We start from the raw sequence: 18,399 nt of genomic DNA on the forward strand, positions 1-18,399 counted from the left end.
CTGGCGTTCAAGAGGATGAGCACCTCCGAAGGAGGTTTGAGCCGAGCGTAGCGAGACAACGTTGCTTTAGCAACGGCCCGCAGGGCGGCATCGCAGATGCAAGTAATCCTCTCTCGCCGACCACATTCAAGAAAACCCGCTTTGACGTAGGCAAATCGATATTTATAGTTATGAGTACTGCCGTTAACCGGGGGCTCACATGCAAAATAACCAATTGTATAAATTCAATGTCTGTTAGTTGGATTTTGTCCTGATAGATCAGTTGAGAAGGCACTTCCGTCTCCTTCATGTTGTTTAAAATAACGGCACATTTAGAGTGTTGTTAATGGTGACAACACCTTGTTGCATGACAAATATTTATCCTTTCCCTGTATTTAATTCACTATCCTTATTCCCACTGCTGCGGATTATCCATTATTAAATTAATTCATTGTTGCTCAATAAAACCCGGTTAATAGCGCTATTGTTTTAATGATTATTTTATCTATAGTCTGAATACACGATATGGGAATGATAGATTTTCATCTCGTGGGAAAGATTAATGCTTATTTGTTCATTTTAATCGGCCATGATTATTGCGGAATTGTTTTGCTCTGACAACCGGTGGCCGCCATTAAATATTTTATGTTTATCCTCTCGGAATAAAGGAATCAGTTATGCGCAAATTTAATAAACCGCTGTTGGCGTTGCTGATCGGCAGCACGCTGTGTTCTGCGGCGCAGGCCGCAGTACCGGGCAAGCCTACGCTGGCCTGGGGCAATACCAAGTTCGCCATTGTCGAAGTCGATCAGGCTGCAACGGCTTATAATAATCTGGTGAAGGTTAAAGATGCCGCCGACGTTTCTGTTTCATGGAATTTATGGAATGGCGATACCGGTACCACGGCAAAAGTATTATTAAATGGCAAAGAAGTCTGGAGCGGTGCCTCAACCGGCGCTTCGGGCACGGCAAACTTTAAGGTTAATAAAGGTGGCCGTTATCAAATGCAGGTGGCGTTATGTAATGCCGACGGTTGTACCGCCAGCGATGCCACCGAAATTGTAGTGGCAGATACCGATGGTAGCCATTTGGCACCGTTAAAAGAGCCGCTGCTGGAAAAAAATAAGCCTTATAAACAAGATTCCGGCAAAGTGGTCGGCTCTTATTTTGTTGAATGGGGTGTTTATGGCCGTAATTTCACCGTCGATAAACTGCCGGCGCAGAACCTGACGCATCTGCTGTACGGTTTTATTCCGATCTGCGGCGGTGACGGCATCAACGACAGCCTGAAAGAGATCGAAGGCAGCTTCCAGGCACTGCAGCGCTCCTGCCAGGGCCGCGAAGACTTTAAGGTGTCGATCCACGATCCGTTCGCCGCGCTGCAGAAAGGGCAGAAGGGTGTTACCGCCTGGGACGACCCTTACAAAGGTAACTTCGGTCAGTTGATGGCGCTGAAGCAGGCGCGTCCGGACCTGAAAATCCTGCCGTCGATTGGTGGCTGGACGCTGTCTGACCCGTTCTTCTTTATGGGCGACAAAGTGAAGCGCGATCGTTTCGTCGGTTCAGTGAAAGAATTCCTGCAAACCTGGAAGTTCTTTGACGGCGTTGATATCGACTGGGAATTCCCGGGCGGGCAGGGCGCTAACCCGAAACTGGGCAGTGCGCAGGATGGGGCAACCTATGTGCAACTGATGAAAGAGCTGCGGGCGATGCTGGATCAGCTTTCAGCACAAACCGGTCGCAAGTATGAACTGACCTCCGCGATCAGCGCCGGTAAGGATAAGATCGACAAGGTGGATTACAACACCGCGCAGAACTCGATGGACCACATTTTCCTGATGAGCTACGACTTTTATGGCGCGTTCGATCTGAAAAATCTGGGTCACCAGACCGCGCTGAAAGCGCCTTCCTGGAAACCGGATACGGCGTATACCACGGTGAATGGCGTTAACGCGCTGCTGACGCAGGGGGTGAAGCCGGGCAAAATCGTGGTGGGTACCGCCATGTACGGCCGCGGCTGGACCGGGGTGAACGGCTACCAGAACAACATTCCGTTCACCGGCACCGCGACCGGCCCGGTTAAAGGTACCTGGGAAAATGGCATCGTGGATTACCGCCAAATCGCCAATGAGTTTATGAGCGGCGAATGGCAGTACAGCTATGACGCCACCGCCGAAGCGCCTTATGTGTTCAAGCCTTCGACTGGTGATCTGATTACCTTCGACGATGCACGCTCGGTGCAGGCCAAGGGCAAGTATGTGCTGGATAAGCAGTTGGGCGGGTTGTTCTCCTGGGAGATTGACGCCGATAACGGGGATATTCTGAACAATATGAATACCAGTTTAGGCAACAGCGCCGGCACGCAATAAATCGGTTGTAGCACGTTGCCGGGGGATATCCTTTTGCCCCCGGCTTTTTGACAGACGAAAGTTTTTTCACGGCGAATAGATTGTGGCTCCACTCGGCAAAAAAAAGACGCCAACACCTCACCCTTTCGGGTAAGAGGGCAGCATTTCATCCTGTCTTTTACCTAGATCACAAAAATAACCGTTCAGATATTCATCATTCAGCAATAAACTTTTTTAGTTTTTTATCGGAGTTAAACACCAGTAACTTTCTGTAACACAGCCTATTGAGCTAAAAATGACCGCATAGCATAAGTTTTCATGCTACAACTGTTAAAGAAAGGTTTTTTTTATGTTTGTTTGCTGTTTCTCACAGTCTGTGTAAATCCCCACTGGTTATATTGACGACACCCCAAACAGTTGGCAATTTGGTAGCCTCAGGGGTAAGAGCGAGAGTTGTTTGAGTGAATCCCACAGGCTCAGACGTCCCCACCGGGAGGCGTTCCATCCGGCTCTCTTGCGACTATCCCCCAGCCTTCGGGCACGACTGCACAGGCCGCGCAATAAAAAATACAGGCTCTGGCGGTAATACACACATCACATCACATAATGGAGCACAAACGATGACAAGTTCCTTGGGAAAAACGGGGATTCTGAAATTCGGTATTGGGCTGATTGCGCTGACCGTTGCGGCCAGCGTGCAAGCCAAGACTCTGGTTTACTGTTCTGAAGGTTCCCCGGAAGGGTTCAACCCACAGTTGTTCACCTCGGGTACCACCTACGACGCCAGCTCGGTCCCTATTTACAACCGTCTGGTCGAATTCAAAATCGGCACCACCGAGCTTCAGCCGGGCCTGGCTGAAAAGTGGGATGTTAGCGAAGACGGCAAAATCTACACCTTCCACCTGCGTAAAGGCGTGAAGTGGCAGAGCAGCAAAGACTTCAAACCGACTCGTGATTTCAACGCCGACGACGTGGTGTTCTCCTTCGAACGCCAGCTGGACGCAAATAATGCCTATCACAAAGTCTCCGGTGGCAGCTATGAGTACTTTGAAGGCATGGACATGCCGAAGCTGATTGCCAAAATCGAAAAAGTGGACGACTACACCGTACGCTTTGTGCTGACCCGTCCGGAAGCCCCATTTGTGGCTGACCTGGGCATGGACTTCGCTTCTATTCTGTCTGCCGAATATGCCGACGTGATGATGAAAGCCGGCACCCCGGAAAAAGTTGACCTGAATCCTATCGGTACCGGTCCGTTCCAACTGCTGCAATACCAGAAAGACTCCAAAATTCTCTACAAGGCATTTGACGGTTTCTGGGGCACCAAGCCGAAGATCGACCGTTTAGTGTTCTCCATCACGCCGGACGCTTCAGTGCGTTATGCCAAGCTGCAGAAAAACGAATGTCAGGTGATGCCGTACCCGAACCCGGCCGACATCGCGCGCATGAAGCAGGACAAAACCATCAACCTGATGGAACAACCTGGGCTGAACGTCGGCTACCTGTCGTTCAACGTTGAGAAAAAGCCGCTGGATAACCTGAAGGTGCGTCAGGCGTTGACCATGGCGGTCAACAAGCAGGCGATCATCGACGCGGTGTATCAGGGTGCAGGCCAGGCGGCCAAGAACCTGATCCCACCGACTATGTGGGGCTATAACGATGCGGTGAAAGACTACACCTACGATCCGGTCAAGGCCAAAGAACTGTTGAAAGAAGCGGGCATGGCGGACGGTTTCTCCATCGACCTGTGGGCGATGCCGGTACAACGCCCGTATAACCCGAACGCACGCCGTATGGCGGAAATGATCCAGTCTGACTGGGCGAAAATCGGCGTGAAAGCCAAAATCGTAACCTATGAGTGGGGCGAATACCTCAAGCGCGCCAAAGCGGGCGAGCACCAGACGGTGATGATGGGCTGGACCGGTGACAATGGGGATCCGGACAACTTCTTCGCCACGCTGTTTAGCTGTGCCGCAGCCAAAGACGGTTCCAACTACTCTCGCTGGTGCTACAAGCCGTTTGAAGATCTTATTCAACCGGCACGCGCCGAATCGAACCACGACAAACGCGTAGAACTGTACAAACAGGCTCAGGTAGTGATGCACGATCAGGCTCCGGCACTGATTGTTGCCCACTCCACCGTTTACGAGCCAGTGCGTAAAGAAGTGAAGGGCTACGTCGTGGATCCGCTTGGTAAGCATCACTTTGAGAATGTCTCTCTGGATTAATTCCACTACCGGTTAAGTCAACGCCCTCTCTCCCCAAAGGAGGGGGGGCGTTGTTGCCCGTAGGCAGAGAAACACCAGAAGTGTGTGAGCTTTAATAAGCCTGGCGGACGATGAGCTGCCGGGCATTGATACAGAGAGTTCGGGATATGTTGCAGTTCATACTCCGACGTTTGGGGTTAGTTATCCCAACGTTTATCGGCATTACTTTGCTGACTTTTGCATTCGTCCATATGATCCCCGGTGACCCGGTGACCATCATGGCCGGGGAACGCGGGATCTCCGCAGAACGCCATGCACACCTGATGGCGGAAATGGGGCTGGATAAACCGCTCTATCAACAATATTTCACCTACGTATCCAACGTGTTGCATGGCGATCTGGGTACTTCCCTTAAAAGCCGTATCTCCGTGTGGGAAGAGTTTGTTCCCCGCTTCAAGGCCACTCTGGAACTGGGCCTCTGCGCGATGATTTTCGCCGTGCTGGTGGGCATTCCGGTTGGGGTGCTGGCGGCGGTCAGGCGAGGCTCAGTCTTCGATCATACCGCGGTCGGCATTTCACTGACCGGCTATTCGATGCCGATCTTCTGGTGGGGCATGATGCTGATCATGCTGGTCTCGGTGCAGCTCAATCTGACGCCAGTCTCGGGGCGGGTCAGCGATACGGTATTCCTCGACGATAGTCTGCCGCTGACCGGTTTTATGCTGATCGACACCCTGATCTGGGGCGAACCGGGCGACTTCATCGATGCGGTGATGCATATGATCCTGCCGGCCATCGTGCTAGGTACCATCCCGTTGGCGGTGATCGTGCGTATGACGCGCTCCTCGATGCTGGAAGTGTTGGGCGAAGATTACATCCGTACTGCGCGCGCCAAGGGCGTGAGCCGCATGCGGGTGATTGTTGTGCATGCGTTGCGTAACGCTTTGCTGCCGGTCGTCACGGTGATCGGCCTGCAGGTCGGCACCATGCTGGCCGGTGCGATCCTGACCGAAACCATCTTCTCCTGGCCGGGCCTGGGGCGCTGGCTGATGGACGCGCTGCAACGTCGTGACTATCCGGTTGTTCAGGGCGGCGTGTTGCTGGTCGCCTGTATGATTATTCTGGTTAACCTGCTGGTAGACGTGCTCTACGGCGTGGTCAACCCGCGTATTCGCCACAAGAAATAAGGGGCGCTCTAATGTCTCAAGTCACTGAGTCTGTTGTTAAAGGTGCGCCGAAGCCAATGAGCCCATTCCAGGAGTTCTGGCACTATTTCAAGCGCAATAAAGGGGCCGTTGTTGGCCTGGTATATATCGTTCTGATGTTTGTGATTGCCATCGGGGCCGGGGTGCTGGCACCGCATGCACCGGCGGATCAGTTCCGCGACGCGCTGCTCAGGCCACCGGTCTGGCAGGAAGGCGGCAGTTGGCAATATCTGCTGGGTACCGATGACGTTGGCCGCGATGTTCTGTCGCGCCTGATGTACGGTGCGCGGCTGTCGCTGTTGGTGGGTTGTCTGGTGGTGGTGCTGTCGCTGATCATGGGCGTGGTACTGGGCCTGCTGGCCGGTTACTTCGGCGGTGTGGTGGATGCGATCATCATGCGTATCGTTGATATCATGCTGGCGTTGCCAAGTCTGTTGTTGGCGTTGGTATTGGTGGCGATTTTCGGTCCGTCGATCGTCAATGCTTCCCTGGCGCTAACCTTCGTTGCCTTGCCGCACTATGTGCGTCTGACCCGTGCCGCAGTCCTGGTGGAAGTGAACCGCGACTACGTCACCGCTTCACGCGTGGCCGGTGCCGGTGCGATGCGCCAAATGTTTATCAACATCCTGCCAAACTGCCTGGCACCGCTGATCGTCCAGGCTTCTCTTGGCTTCTCGAACGCTATCCTGGATATGGCCGCTCTCGGCTTCCTGGGTATGGGTGCACAGCCGCCTACGCCGGAGTGGGGCACCATGCTCTCCGACGTGTTGCAGTTCGCACAAAGCGCCTGGTGGGTTGTGACCTTCCCCGGCGTGGCGATCCTGCTGACGGTGCTGGCATTTAACCTGATGGGGGACGGCTTGCGTGATGCTCTCGACCCCAAACTCAAGCAGTAACAGAGGACGAGAGAGATGGCGTTATTAAATGTAGACAAGCTTTCGGTGCACTTCGGTGACGAAGGCACCCCTTTCCGCGCGGTAGACCGAATCAGTTACAGCGTGGAGCAGGGCCAGGTAGTGGGTATCGTCGGTGAATCCGGCTCCGGGAAATCCGTCAGCTCGTTGGCGATCATGGGCCTGATCGACTTCCCCGGTAAGGTGATGGCCGACAAGCTGGAGTTTAACGGCCAGGATCTGCGCAAAATTTCCGAAAAAGAGCGCCGCCAACTGGTGGGCTCAGAAGTGGCGATGATTTTCCAGGATCCGATGACCAGCCTGAACCCGTGTTACACCGTCGGTTTCCAGATTATGGAAGCGCTGAAGGTGCATCAGGGCGGCAACCGCCGTACTCGTCGTCAGCGGGCTATCGATCTGCTGACGCAGGTGGGCATCCCCGATCCGGCCTCGCGGCTGGATGTATATCCACACCAGCTGTCCGGTGGTATGAGCCAACGCGTGATGATCGCCATGGCGATTGCCTGTCGACCAAAGCTGTTGATTGCCGATGAGCCGACCACCGCGCTCGACGTGACCATCCAGGCGCAAATTATCGAACTGCTGCTGGAGTTACAGCAGCGGGAAAATATGGCGCTGCTGCTGATCACCCACGATCTGGCGCTGGTGTCCGAGGCGGCGCATCACATCATCGTGATGTATGCCGGTCAGGTGGTGGAATCCGGCAAGGCATCGGAAATCTTCCGTGCGCCACGTCACCCTTATACTCAGGCGTTACTGCGTGCGCTGCCCGAATTCGCTGCCGACAAGGCGCGCCTGGCCTCGCTGCCGGGCGTGGTGCCGGGCAAATATGACCGCCCAAGCGGTTGTTTGCTCAACCCGCGTTGTCCGTATGCCAATGAGCGCTGCCGTACTGAAGAGCCGGAATTACGCACTATTCCCGGCCGCCAGGTTAAATGTCACACACCGCTGGATGATGCGGGGAGGCCGACCGTATGAGCCAGAACCAACCCTTATTGCAGGCGATTGACCTGAAGAAACACTACCCGGTCAAGAAGGGCATTTTTGCCCCGGAACGGCTGGTTAAAGCACTGGATGGCGTCTCTTTCACCCTTGAGCGTGGCAAAACGCTGGCGGTGGTGGGCGAGTCCGGCTGCGGCAAGTCGACGCTGGGCCGCCTGCTGACAATGATTGAAGTGCCGACCGGCGGTGAGTTGTACTACCAGGGGCAAGATTTGCTGAAGCCGGATGTCACCGCTGAGAAGCTGCGGCGTCAGAAGATCCAGATTGTGTTCCAGAATCCTTACGGATCGCTCAACCCACGTAAAAAGGTCGGGCAGATCCTCGAGGAGCCGTTGCAGATCAATACCGAGTTGAACAGTGCACAGCGTCGTGAGAAAGCGTTGGAAATGATGGCCAAAGTCGGCCTGAAAACCGAACATTACGATCGCTATCCGCATATGTTTTCTGGCGGTCAACGCCAGCGTATCGCTATCGCCCGTGGCCTGATGCTCAACCCGGACGTGGTGATTGCCGATGAACCTGTCTCCGCCCTCGATGTCTCGGTGCGGGCGCAGGTACTGAATCTGATGATGGATCTGCAGCAGGATCTGGGGCTGTCCTATGTGTTCATCTCGCATGATTTGTCGGTGGTGGAGCATATCGCCGACGAAGTGATGGTGATGTACCTCGGCCGCTGCGTGGAGAAGGGCAGTAAAGACGCGATTTTCAACAATCCGCGTCATCCGTATACCCAGGCGCTGTTGTCCGCGACGCCGCGTCTGAATCCGGATATGCGCCGTGAACGTATCAAGCTGACCGGCGAGCTGCCGAGCCCGATGAACCCGCCGCCGGGCTGTGCATTCAATGCCCGCTGCCGTCGTGCTTTTGGGCCATGCACCCAGTTGCAGCCTCAGTTGAAGCAATACGGCGACCAGATGGTGGCCTGCTTTGCGGTCGATCAGGATGAAAATCCTGCGGCATAACTTTGTTATCAATGACTATTACTATCAATGCCGGCATCTACGCCGGCATTTTTTTTGATTTAACCCAAGGGATTATTAATTAGATTATTTAGATAAAAATTAATTTGTATTAATGGCACTTATTTCTCTTAACGAAATCCTGACGAAATAATCGTTAGTTAGGAATCTTCGCACGATCATAATAATTGAATCGCTTAAGTTTAACTTTGCCTGATATCGGCTATAAAAAAGCACGCCCGAAGGCGTGCTTAATAATAACGGGCCAGACTCTTAGCTGCATTTACTGGGGGTAAGGCACCCAATCACCGCCGTTCAAGCGGATGTACGGTTTACCCTGGTATTGCATCACGATGGCGTTGTCATTCTCCGAAATGACCGCCGTCTGCGGCAGGTTCTGCGTCAGCGCCTGCCAGTCGACGCTTGGGGCGGTGAACGCTTTACCGTCGACCAGGCGGGCGACCAACTCGGAAAGCGCCAGGTAGCTGCTCGGCGTCTTAATCTGCAGCGGGCTACCCTGATGTGGCGCTTTCATGCCTACCAGTTTGATGCCCACCGGGGTATGGGTAATGTTCGGGCTTGGGATATCCCGCAGGCCGGACATCTGCATTTTGTCACCCACCAGGGCTGCGCCGTGCTCCGGCACAATTACCACCATCACCTTGCGCCCGGACTTCTCCAACTGATCAAGGAAGGTATTCAACTGGTCGAACAGCTTCTGCGCCCGTGGCTGATAGTCCGCACTCTTGTTTGAACCAACGAAACGGTTACCGTCATGCAACGGAATGATGTTGAAGAAGGTGGCGCTGCGGGTATCACCGCCCTTCTGCTGCTGGCTCAGCCAGCGGGTGAGCAGTTCCAGATCGTTGTAGATCGGCTCGCCGTCAAACGACGCCAGTTCATTGCCGATACCGGCCTGAGACATCAGCGGTGCCTGTATATCACCCTGTTCGCGCAGCTCTTTCAGGAAGTTACCGAACACGCCGGAGTGATCCAGCATCAGCTGTTCTTTGAAGCCCAGCTTGGCCAGATTATCAAACAGATAGCACTGCTGATTCACCGGTTGATACAGGTCGTGGTGCGAGGGCTGGCCGCAGCTGGCGCGCAGCAGACGGATGGCCGCCGGGCCGCTGTAGGCGGTCGCCGAGTTGAAGTTGTCGAACATGATGTCCATCTTCGACCACAGCGGGTGGTTTTCCAGTTTCACCGCATCCATGTCGGCCCAGGCCAGCGAACAGATATTGATCACCAGCAGGTCGAACGGCTGAGCATCGGCAGGCAGGCTGGCCGGGAAGGCGGTGGCGCGGGATTTTTCCTTATCGTAGAACTGGTTCAGATAGGCCGTCAGGTTGGCGCTGGTGGGCGGCGCGCTGTCCGCCGGAGCGCTATCACCGCCAGCCGCCGGGGCTGTCGTTGCCGGCGTGCTGGTGGAGGCGGTGGTGCTGGCCGGCAGCAGTGACACCGCCGGACCGGCAATATTGACCAGGTTCAGCCACACCAACGCGGCGACGGTGAACACCGTCACCCGCACCCACTGGGCCAAAAACAGATAGGCAATCAGCATCACAAAGGCGGCGCCGATCATCTGCCAGTTGATAAAGCGGTTGGTCAGCTCCAGCAGATACTGGGCACTGAAGCCGGTCAGTTGCGAACCCTGACTCATAATGCTGTTGATACCGGGCAGCCAGGTGTCGTGATAGAACAGCGCGATACCTATCGGGATCGCTAGGTAATGGCGCCAACGGTGCACGCGCAGTGCCGGTATCGGCATCAACAGAAACGCCATGAACACCAGGTTTGGCAGCGCATGGAAGTTCAGGTAACCGAACCACAGCAGGGCAAACTTGACCAGGAAGTAGTAGTTCCAGCCGCCCAGCCCACGCCAGTAGCGCCACAGGGAGTTGTCGGATTGCGGGGTGTTTGTTGGCTTCATGGCTGCTTCTTACGTTTAATCTGAGATGAAGAACCTTCGCGCACCCATAATCCGACGGATTTTAAATAGCGCGGTGATAACAACAGATTTTGCCAGTATTGACGCCAGCGCGGGAAACGCCGGTGAAAGGCATAGCCCAGTGGAATGAAAATAAGCGCGCACAGGATAATCAACTGCACAATATCGTTAAGATTCAGCATGCTTGCTATCCTGCGTCGCGGTGGTGAGCGTGAAGGCCACAGGCTGACGGCGCTCCGGCGGGCTGTCGGCCTCGGCGGCGGTCTGGCGTGGCGTCGACGGGGCGGTTGCTGCCGCCAACGGAACCGGGGCGTTGTGCGCCAGCCGTTTGATTTCTGAAATAATGTCCACGTCCTGGTGCCACACCACCCGATTACTGAAGGCTTCGTCCACCGGCAGGCGGAAGATGAATTTCAGGGCGGTATCCAGATCGTTAATCCGGCAGGTAGAAAGGAACAGCACCAGCCGGCCTTGCACCACGGTCATCACGTCGCCAAAGCGGCGCAAAAAACACAGGGTCATCGCCTGTTCGGCACGCAGTCCTGGAGCCGGGCGCAGTGCGACCATCACGCCTTTGCCGTCTTCCGGCAGCAGCGTGTTACCCATCAGCGAAATGACCGCCTGGCTGAAATCCTCCGGCCGCATATAGCCCTTCAGTTGCAACGGCCGCAGCCCGGCCAGCAGGGTATCGATATCTGCCGGGACATGGCGTGAGAAGCGTTGTCCCTGGATGCCTTCAAGCATGGTCAGAAAGCGCGACAGCGGCGCCACGTGCGGCACAATCAGGTTGGCACCACAGGCCAGCAGCAGGCGTTCGTCGCTGTAACGCAGGCTGGCGCTCATCTCGCGCACGACGATTTTCAGTCCGTTACCGCGCTGGCGGCGCAGGCTGTGAATTTGGTGGGCCAGTGCATCGATTTCGTCGCTTTGGTACAGCGCAAAAATCAACGTTGCCGAGAGTGTCAGCATGCCATGCTGCGCCAGCAGTGCGTTGCTTTCCAGCAGTTGCCAGTTGGCCGACAGCGGGGGGGCGCCTTCCAGAATGCTCTGCTGGGCCAGATAAAGGCCCTCGTCGCTGCGGATAGCGGTCGGGGAGGGTTTGTTGTCATCGTCACCCTGCCAGCCGTGCTCACCGACATACAGCGTCAGCAGTTGGTTGGCGTTGATGCCGTTTTCGGTACTCCACCAATTGACCAGATACTGGGCGCTGTCCTGTTGCCATTGCAGGCTGGACAGGCCGTTAAGGATCCGGTGTTGGGCGCTGAGCTGCCCCTTGAGTTTGTTGACGCCGCTGCCGTGGCTGAGGATCAGCAGCGTGCAGCCTTGTCGGCGCAACCAGGCACCGGTAGTGCGGGTCCAGTCACGCAGTTCTTCGCTGGTGAAGGTTTGCCACAGGCTGGCGTGGGCCAACAGGATTAACAAGCGGTTTTGCGGTTTTAAGGCGCGCATCAGGTCGTCGCTGAAATGGGTCAGCGCGGCTTTTTTTTCCGGCAACTGATACAGCGGAATTTTTTTCAGGGCAGGGGAGGCAAGCTCAGCCAGCAGCCGATCGGGTTTTTCTCCGCTGCAAATCAAAGCGACCTGGCTGGTTGCGGCCTGGGCAGCTAAAGTTTGTTGGCAGAGCAGGTTAGCATCGGTCTGACGGTCGATATTCACCCAATACAGACCCGGAGCCTGCATGACAGACAGTTCTTCCCAAATCTGCCGAATACCTAATGAGAAAGATTGCGCCATAGGTTATGTTTCTACTTTCGTTGAAAGTGTCGTCGCGGCCAACTGAGTCTTGCTATTCAGTTATACTATCATTGGGATCAATAATAACAAATCTTACATTCTGTGTAATAATATCTCTTAGGAATCATCTTATTGGCCATGTCTTTTTATTACGTTGCTATAGTTAATTAACATTAGCCTATTTTTAAAGGCGGCAGAATGAATAATCAATTAACGCGCTTTCATGCAGTAGTACCGCCAGAAACACAGGATGATCTACTGGCCCTCAGCCATGCCTTTTCTTTACCAAAATTAAGTTATATCGATATTTCGCGTCAGGAGCGTTTAACGCAGATGATGACGCGCTGGCCGCTGCTGGCCGAACTGGTGCAGACCACGGGGAGTCGCTAATTTATGCCGGTGATTGCGCTGCAGGGTTTGCGAGGCGGAATGGGCGCGACGTCGGTCACTGCGGCGCTGGCGTGGGCATTACAGCAGTTGGGCGAGTCGGTGCTGGCGATAGATTTCGCGCCGGATAACTTACTGCGCCTGCATTTTAATACGCCGTTTGAGCTGGCGCGCGGCTGGGCCCGGGCAGAGCAAGACGGCGGCGATTGGCGGCAGGGCGCGATGCGCTACTGCGAAAACCTCGACTTTCTGCCTTTTGGCCGACTCACTGCGCCGGAACGGTTAAATTTACAACAGCATTGTCAGCAACATCCCGCCCGCTGGCAGGATAATCTGATGCAGCTAAGCGCCAGTACCCAGTACAACTGGATCCTGCTGGATCTGCCTGCGGATGGTGAGGTGCTGGCCCAACAGGCGCTGCCGCTGGCGGATTGTGTGTTTATGCTGATCGCGCCGGATGCCAATTGCCAGGTGCGGCTGCATCAACAGGCGTTACCGGACGACTGCCATTTCCTGATTAACCACTACTTCGCCGCCAGCCAGCTACAGCAGGATTTGCATCAGCTGTGGTTGCAAACGCTGGGCGGGTTATTGCCGGTGGTTATACACCGCGATGAGGCGATGGCCGAAGCATTGGCGGTGAAGCAACCCCTGGGCGAGTACCGACCGGAAAGCCTGGCGGCGGATGAAGTGCTGACGCTGGCCAACTGGTGTTTGATCAATCTGAAGGATACGGCACCATGAGCCGGGTGATGAGCCTGCTGCTGGTACCGCCGGTCCAACAGGCGGTGCAGACGCGTTATCGCGCCTACCGTCGCCATGGCTCATCGGCATTTACCGCCTTTTTCACCACGCTGCTGGTGGCGTTGGGCTGGATTTTCCTGCGCTTTGAATCTCCGGGTTGGCAACGGCTGCGAGCCGGTCGCGCCTATTGGTTCCCGCATCTGTCGTTTAGTCGCCCACGCCCGGCGGATGCGCTGCGCTATCTGGTGCAGGGGGTGTGGCTGTTGGTGTTCCGTACCGACCGCGAACCTCTGGGCCGCAATTATTTCGCCGGCTGGCAGCGCCTGCAATTGCGCTATGCCAACTGGCTGAAAACGGTGCCGCAGCGGCTGGAAAGCGCCGGGCTGGAGCAGCATTCGGTGGCGCGACTGAGCCGGATGAACCGACGCCTGCGTCGCGTACTGTTTATTATTGTCGGTGTTCTGGCGGCGATCCTGGCGATCCTGTGTATTTCGCAGCCGTTCGACCTGTCGGCGCAGTTTGTGTTTGTGCTGTTGCTGTGGGGCATCGCGATGGTGGTGCGTCGGGTGCCGGGCCGTCTGCCGGCGCTGATGTTGATTGTGCTGTCGCTGACCGTCTCCTGCCGCTATTTGTGGTGGCGTTATACCGCCACCCTGAACTGGGACGACCCGCTCAGCCTGACCTGCGGCCTGCTGCTGCTGGTGGCGGAAACCTATGCCTGGGTGGTGCTGGTGCTGGGCTATTTCCAGACCGTCTGGCCGCTTAACCGCCAACCGGTACCGATGCCCGCCGACAGCACGACCTGGCCGACCATTGATCTGCTTGTGCCCACCTACAACGAAGACCTCGGGGTGGTGAAACCCACCATCTATGCCGCGTTGGGTATCGACTGGCCGAAAGAGAAGGTGACCATTTACATCCTCGACGACGGCAACCGACCTGAATTCAAGGCTTTCGCCGAAGAGGTGGGGGTGAAATATATCGCCAGGCCTACCCATGAGCACGCCAAGGCCGGTAACATCAATAACGCGCTGAAACAGGCGACCGGCGAGTTTGTGGCGATTTTCGACTGCGACCACGTACCGACGCGTTCCTTCCTGCAACTGACCATGGGCTGGTTCTTCAAAGACAAAAAGCTGGCGATGCTGCAGACCCCGCATCACTTCTTCTCGCCGGATCCGTTTGAACGCAACCTCGGGCGTTTTCGTCAGACACCGAACGAAGGCACGCTGTTCTATGGGTTGGTGCAGGACGGCAATGACATGTGGGATGCGACCTTTTTCTGCGGCTCCTGCGCCATTCTGCGCCGCAGCGCGCTGGATGAAATTGGCGGTATTGCGGTGGAAACCGTCACCGAAGATGCCCACACCTCACTGCGTTTACACCGTCGCGGCCACACCTCGGCCTATATTCGTATCCCACAGGCCGCGGGGCTGGCGACCGAAAGCCTGTCGGCGCACATTGGCCAGCGCATTCGCTGGGCTCGCGGCATGGTGCAGATCTTCCGGCTGGATAACCCGCTGTTTGGCAAGGGATTGAAGCTGGCGCAGCGGTTGTGTTACGCCAACGCCATGCTGCACTTTCTGTCCGGTATTCCGCGGCTGATCTTCCTCACCGCGCCATTGGCCTTCCTGTTGCTGCACGCCTATATCATCTTTGCTCCGGCGCTGGCGATCGCGCTGTATGTGCTGCCGCATATGATCCACGCCAGCCTGACCAACTCACGCATTCAGGGTAAATACCGCCACTCTTTCTGGAGCGAAATCTACGAGACGGTGCTGGCCTGGTACATCGCCCGTCCGACCACGGTGGCGTTGTTCAATCCGCACAAAGGCAAATTCAACGTGACCGCCAAAGGTGGGCTGGTGGAGGAGGAGCATGTCGACTGGGTGATTACCCGGCCCTATATGTTCCTGGTGATCTTGAATCTGGCCGGGTTGGTCTTCGGCGTCTGGCGGCTGGGCTACGGCCCGGCGGATGAAGTCATGACGGTAGTCATCAGCCTGGTATGGGTGTTGTACAACATGACCATCCTCGGTGGCGCAGTGGCGGTGGCGGTAGAGGCCAAGCAGGTTCGCCAGGCGCACCGGGTGGAGATTGCCATGCCGGCGGCGATCGCTCGCGCCGACGGGCATCTGTTCCCCTGCACGTTACGCGATTATTCCGACGGTGGGGTGGGGATTGAGATGCGCGTAGCGGATGCATTGAAAGACGGTGACAAGGTGTCGCTGTTGCTCAAACGCGGTCAGCAGGAATACAGCTTCCCGTGTGTGGTGACGCGTGCCTTCGGCAGCAAGGTGGGGATCCGCATGGTCGGTCTCAGCACCCGTGAACATATTGATTTTATTCAGTGCACCTTTGCCCGCGCCGATACCTGGGCGTTGTGGCAGGACGGGTTCCCTGAAGATAAACCGATCGAAAGCTTACGTGACGTTCTGGCACTGGGCTTCCGGGGTTATATACGTATGGCGGATTACGCACCGCCGATGGTGCGCCGCCTGCTGGTCGGAACCACGACGCTGATTGGGTGGGTAGTGTCATTTATCCCGCACGGCGTCGGCAGGGCTCCGGCCTTCAGCCAAAAAGAGACAGTGGTATAGGCAAACCGCCCGCTTACTCGCCTGGCCCCCAGGCTCTAACATTGATGATGATACGATGACGAGAAAAATAACCTGGTTTACCGCCCTGGCCTTAGGCATCAGCACCCTGTCTCAGGCTGAAACAGCCACCGCGCCGACCGTTGCCGCACAACCGCCGGTGACGGTGCCTGCCGATGGGCCGGTCACCACGCCGATGGAATCGGCCGCACCCCAGGATCCGAATGCCCCGGTGCGTGACGTGCAATTGCCGTTTGCCAAGATTGCGCCGCCGCCGGGGACTTTCACCCTGCGCGGTACCCGGCCGGATGGTCAGGTCGAGTTTGGCGTGCGCAGCGATGAAGTGGTGTCGCAGGCGATGCTCGATCTTGAGTTCACTCCGTCACCCTCTTTGATCCCGGTGGAATCACAGGTCAAGGTGTACCTCAATGACGAACTGATGGGCGTGACTGCCCTGGCCAAAGAGCAGCTCGGCAAGCCCAATCGCATCCAGATGGCGATCGATCCCCGCTATATCACCGATTTTAACCGTGTGCGGCTGGTATTCGTCGGTCATTACCAGAACATTTGTGAAAACCCGGCCAGCACCACGCTGTGGCTCGAAGTCAGTAAATCCAGCTCGTTGAATTTGCGCTACCAAACCCTGCCGGTGAAGAACGAACTGTCGCATTTCCCGGAGCCGTTCTTTGACAGCCGCGACAATCGGCCGCTGACCTTGCCGATGGTGTTTGCCGGCCAGCCGGATATCACCCAGCAGCGTGCCGCAGGTATTCTGGCCTCGTGGTTCGGCAGTAAAGCCCAGTGGCGTGGCCAGTCGTTCCCGGCGTTGTATAACCAGCTGCCGGAACAGCATGCTATCGTCTTCGCCACCAATAAGCAGCGCCCGGACTTCCTGCGTGATTACCCGCCGGTCAATGGCCCGACGGTGGAGATGATCAGCCATCCGGATAACCCGTACATCAAACTGCTGTTGGTACAGGGCCGCGATGACAACGATTTGATCACCGCGGTGAAAGGCATTGCGCAGGGCAACATCCTGTTCCGTGGTCAGAATGTCACGGTCGACAAAGTGGAACAACTGGCTCCGCGCCAGCCCTACGACGCGCCTAACTGGGTGCGAACCGACCGGCCGATGACCTTTGCCGAGCTGCAACAATACGCTGAACAACTGCAGACCAGCGGCATCGAGCCTGGACCGATCTCGCTGAACATGAACCTGCCGCCGGACCTGTTCCTGATCCGCAGTACCGGCATTGATATGCATCTGAAATATCGCTACACCGCGCCGCGCATTCAGGACGGTTCGCGCCTGAGCGTCAGCCTGAACAACCAGTTTGTTCAGGCCTATTCGCTGGTGCCGGAGCACGAACAGGGCGCGCAATTGCTGCGTTTGCCGCTGACCCAGGGGCTGATCGACTCGGACAAGAGCGTCAATATCCCGGCGCTGCGGCTGGGAGCCACCAACCAACTGCGTTTCGACTTTGACTACACCACCTTGCTCGCCAGCGGTGCCGAAGGACGCTGTGAAACCTATTCCTTCACCGCCAACCATGCGGTGATCGACGGTTCATCGACCATCGATTTTTCCGGTTACCGCCACTTTATGGCGATGCCGGATCTGCGTGCCTTTGCCAACGCCGGTTTCCCTTTCAGCCGTTTGGCCGATCTTTCGCAGACCCTGGTGCTGGTGAACAAACAACCGCAGCCACCGCAGGTCAGCGCATTGCTGAACGCGATGGGCGTTGTTGGCGCCCAGACCGGTTATCCGGCGCTGGCGGTGACGGTGAGTGATGACTGGTCTCAGGCTAAGGAACGCGATGCTGATATTCTGATGATCGGCACTATTCCGCCGGAACTGCGGGACGACAAAAAAATCAACCTGCTGGTCGATGCCACCCAGAGCTGGGTGAAACAGCCGACGCGGCAGTTGCCGCTGCCGACCATGGACGTGCTGGCGGAAGACACCAGGGCGGACAGCAAAACCACCATCAGTTCAGAAGGGGCCATGTCGGCGATTGTCGGCGTGCAGTCACCGTTTAACAATCAGCGCAGCATTGTGGCGTTACTGGCCGACAGCCCGCGTGGCTACGACCTGCTGAACAACGCGCTGCTGGACAGCGGCAAGCGTGCGGCGGTGTTTGGTTCGGTCGCGGTGATCCGGGAATCAGGGGTGAACAGCCTGCGCGTGGGCGACGTTTATTATGTCGGTCACCTGCCGTGGTGGGAGCGTATCTGGCATGCGCTGTCGACCCACCCGGTGTTGCTGGCAGTGATTGCGGTAGTGGTGGTGGTGATCCTGGCGCTGATGTTGTGGCGTGGTTTGAAAGCCTTCAGCCGTCGTCGCCTGTCGCCTGAAGATCGGGATTAATCGC

The 18,399-nt window shown here is 56.4% G+C and carries 13 protein-coding genes and 1 other RNA gene; 11 read left to right on the forward strand and 3 right to left on the reverse strand.

Annotated elements, in window-relative coordinates; all coding sequences use genetic code 11:
* Nucleotides 1-8: 8 nt before the first annotated feature.
* The 7 genes from F8R23_RS21975 (at nt 9) to dppF (ending at nt 8,617) form a co-directional block, all read left to right on the forward strand.
* A non-coding RNA gene (locus F8R23_RS21975) (RtT sRNA) lies at nt 9-123 on the forward strand.
* A 533-nt stretch (nt 124-656) separates the two neighbouring features.
* Nucleotides 657-2,348, forward strand: coding sequence for a chitinase ChiA (chiA, locus tag F8R23_RS21980; protein WP_099062212.1), 1,692 nt, complete (start codon nt 657-659; stop codon nt 2,346-2,348).
* A gap of 599 nt (nt 2,349-2,947) precedes the next feature.
* Nucleotides 2,948-4,555, forward strand: coding sequence for a dipeptide ABC transporter periplasmic-binding protein DppA (gene dppA, locus F8R23_RS21985; protein WP_099062211.1), 1,608 nt, complete (start codon nt 2,948-2,950; stop codon nt 4,553-4,555).
* A gap of 146 nt (nt 4,556-4,701) precedes the next feature.
* The gene (dppB, locus tag F8R23_RS21990; protein WP_085115746.1) at nt 4,702-5,721 is read left to right on the forward strand and encodes a dipeptide ABC transporter permease DppB; all 1,020 of its coding nucleotides are present in this window, start codon (nt 4,702-4,704) and stop codon (nt 5,719-5,721) included.
* 11 nt (nt 5,722-5,732) lie between these two features.
* Nucleotides 5,733-6,635 (forward strand): dipeptide ABC transporter permease DppC, encoded by a 903-nt coding sequence (dppC, locus tag F8R23_RS21995; RefSeq protein ID WP_112349393.1) that lies wholly within the window; start codon nt 5,733-5,735, stop codon nt 6,633-6,635.
* A gap of 15 nt (nt 6,636-6,650) precedes the next feature.
* The gene (dppD, locus tag F8R23_RS22000; RefSeq protein WP_099062208.1) at nt 6,651-7,631 is read left to right on the forward strand and encodes a dipeptide ABC transporter ATP-binding protein; all 981 of its coding nucleotides are present in this window, start codon (nt 6,651-6,653) and stop codon (nt 7,629-7,631) included.
* Nucleotides 7,628-8,617: a dipeptide ABC transporter ATP-binding subunit DppF gene (dppF, locus tag F8R23_RS22005; protein WP_129936250.1), complete on the forward strand. Its 990-nt coding sequence runs from the start codon at nt 7,628-7,630 to the stop codon at nt 8,615-8,617. The genes dppD and dppF overlap by 4 nt, the downstream gene beginning before the upstream one ends.
* Before the next feature lie 280 nt (nt 8,618-8,897).
* Here dppF and bcsG read toward each other — a convergent pair whose 3' ends face one another.
* Genes bcsG through bcsE form a run of 3 tightly spaced genes read right to left on the reverse strand, consistent with a single transcriptional unit; the run spans nt 8,898 to nt 12,299 of the window.
* Nucleotides 8,898-10,547, reverse strand: coding sequence for a cellulose biosynthesis protein BcsG (gene bcsG, locus F8R23_RS22010; protein WP_129936251.1), 1,650 nt, complete (start codon nt 10,545-10,547; stop codon nt 8,898-8,900).
* Nucleotides 10,544-10,747, reverse strand: a complete 204-nt coding sequence (gene bcsF, locus F8R23_RS22015) for a cellulose biosynthesis protein BcsF (protein WP_085115751.1) — start codon at nt 10,745-10,747, stop codon at nt 10,544-10,546. Before bcsF ends, bcsG begins: the two co-directional genes overlap by 4 nt.
* Complete coding sequence (gene bcsE, locus F8R23_RS22020; protein WP_151416031.1) at nt 10,734-12,299, reverse strand: cellulose biosynthesis protein BcsE; 1,566 nt, start codon at nt 12,297-12,299, stop codon at nt 10,734-10,736. The genes bcsF and bcsE overlap by 14 nt, the downstream gene beginning before the upstream one ends.
* A gap of 198 nt (nt 12,300-12,497) precedes the next feature.
* On the opposite strand from bcsE, the gene bcsR reads away from it, so the two are divergent.
* Genes bcsR through bcsB form a run of 4 tightly spaced genes read left to right on the forward strand, consistent with a single transcriptional unit; the run spans nt 12,498 to nt 18,395 of the window.
* Nucleotides 12,498-12,689 (forward strand): cellulose biosynthesis protein BcsR, encoded by a 192-nt coding sequence (gene bcsR, locus F8R23_RS22025; RefSeq protein ID WP_099062205.1) that lies wholly within the window; start codon nt 12,498-12,500, stop codon nt 12,687-12,689.
* 3 nt (nt 12,690-12,692) lie between these two features.
* Nucleotides 12,693-13,430, forward strand: coding sequence for a cellulose biosynthesis protein BcsQ (gene bcsQ, locus F8R23_RS22030; RefSeq protein ID WP_129936253.1), 738 nt, complete (start codon nt 12,693-12,695; stop codon nt 13,428-13,430).
* On the forward strand, nt 13,427-16,030 hold the full coding sequence (bcsA, locus tag F8R23_RS22035; protein ID WP_151416046.1) for a UDP-forming cellulose synthase catalytic subunit: 2,604 nt from the start codon (nt 13,427-13,429) through the stop codon (nt 16,028-16,030). The genes bcsQ and bcsA overlap by 4 nt, the downstream gene beginning before the upstream one ends.
* A gap of 55 nt (nt 16,031-16,085) precedes the next feature.
* Nucleotides 16,086-18,395 carry a cellulose biosynthesis cyclic di-GMP-binding regulatory protein BcsB gene (gene bcsB, locus F8R23_RS22040; protein ID WP_129937782.1) on the forward strand — a complete coding sequence of 770 codons (2,310 nt, stop codon included), beginning with the start codon at nt 16,086-16,088 and terminating at the stop codon, nt 18,393-18,395.
* The last annotated feature ends 4 nt before the right edge of the window (nt 18,396-18,399 follow it).

This window comes from Serratia proteamaculans (assembly GCF_008830365.1).
Lineage (GTDB): Bacteria > Pseudomonadota > Gammaproteobacteria > Enterobacterales > Enterobacteriaceae > Serratia > Serratia proteamaculans.

Bases quoted from the DNA above. Each gene is read 5' to 3' on its own strand.
- bcsE (WP_151416031.1), bottom strand. From the start codon at position 12,299: ATGGCGCAATCTTTCTCATTAGGTATTCGGCAGATTTGGGAAGAACTG.
- bcsG (WP_129936251.1), bottom strand. From the start codon at position 10,547: ATGAAGCCAACAAACACCCCGCAATCCGACAACTCCCTGTGGCGCTAC.
- dppD (WP_099062208.1), top strand. From the start codon at position 6,651: ATGGCGTTATTAAATGTAGACAAGCTTTCGGTGCACTTCGGTGACGAA.
- bcsR (WP_099062205.1), top strand. From the start codon at position 12,498: ATGAATAATCAATTAACGCGCTTTCATGCAGTAGTACCGCCAGAAACA.
- bcsF (WP_085115751.1), bottom strand. From the start codon at position 10,747: ATGCTGAATCTTAACGATATTGTGCAGTTGATTATCCTGTGCGCGCTT.
- bcsA (WP_151416046.1), top strand. From the start codon at position 13,427: ATGAGCCGGGTGATGAGCCTGCTGCTGGTACCGCCGGTCCAACAGGCG.
- dppA (WP_099062211.1), top strand. From the start codon at position 2,948: ATGACAAGTTCCTTGGGAAAAACGGGGATTCTGAAATTCGGTATTGGG.
- dppB (WP_085115746.1), top strand. From the start codon at position 4,702: ATGTTGCAGTTCATACTCCGACGTTTGGGGTTAGTTATCCCAACGTTT.
- chiA (WP_099062212.1), top strand. From the start codon at position 657: ATGCGCAAATTTAATAAACCGCTGTTGGCGTTGCTGATCGGCAGCACG.
- bcsQ (WP_129936253.1), top strand. From the start codon at position 12,693: ATGCCGGTGATTGCGCTGCAGGGTTTGCGAGGCGGAATGGGCGCGACG.
- bcsB (WP_129937782.1), top strand. From the start codon at position 16,086: ATGACGAGAAAAATAACCTGGTTTACCGCCCTGGCCTTAGGCATCAGC.
- dppC (WP_112349393.1), top strand. From the start codon at position 5,733: ATGTCTCAAGTCACTGAGTCTGTTGTTAAAGGTGCGCCGAAGCCAATG.
- dppF (WP_129936250.1), top strand. From the start codon at position 7,628: ATGAGCCAGAACCAACCCTTATTGCAGGCGATTGACCTGAAGAAACAC.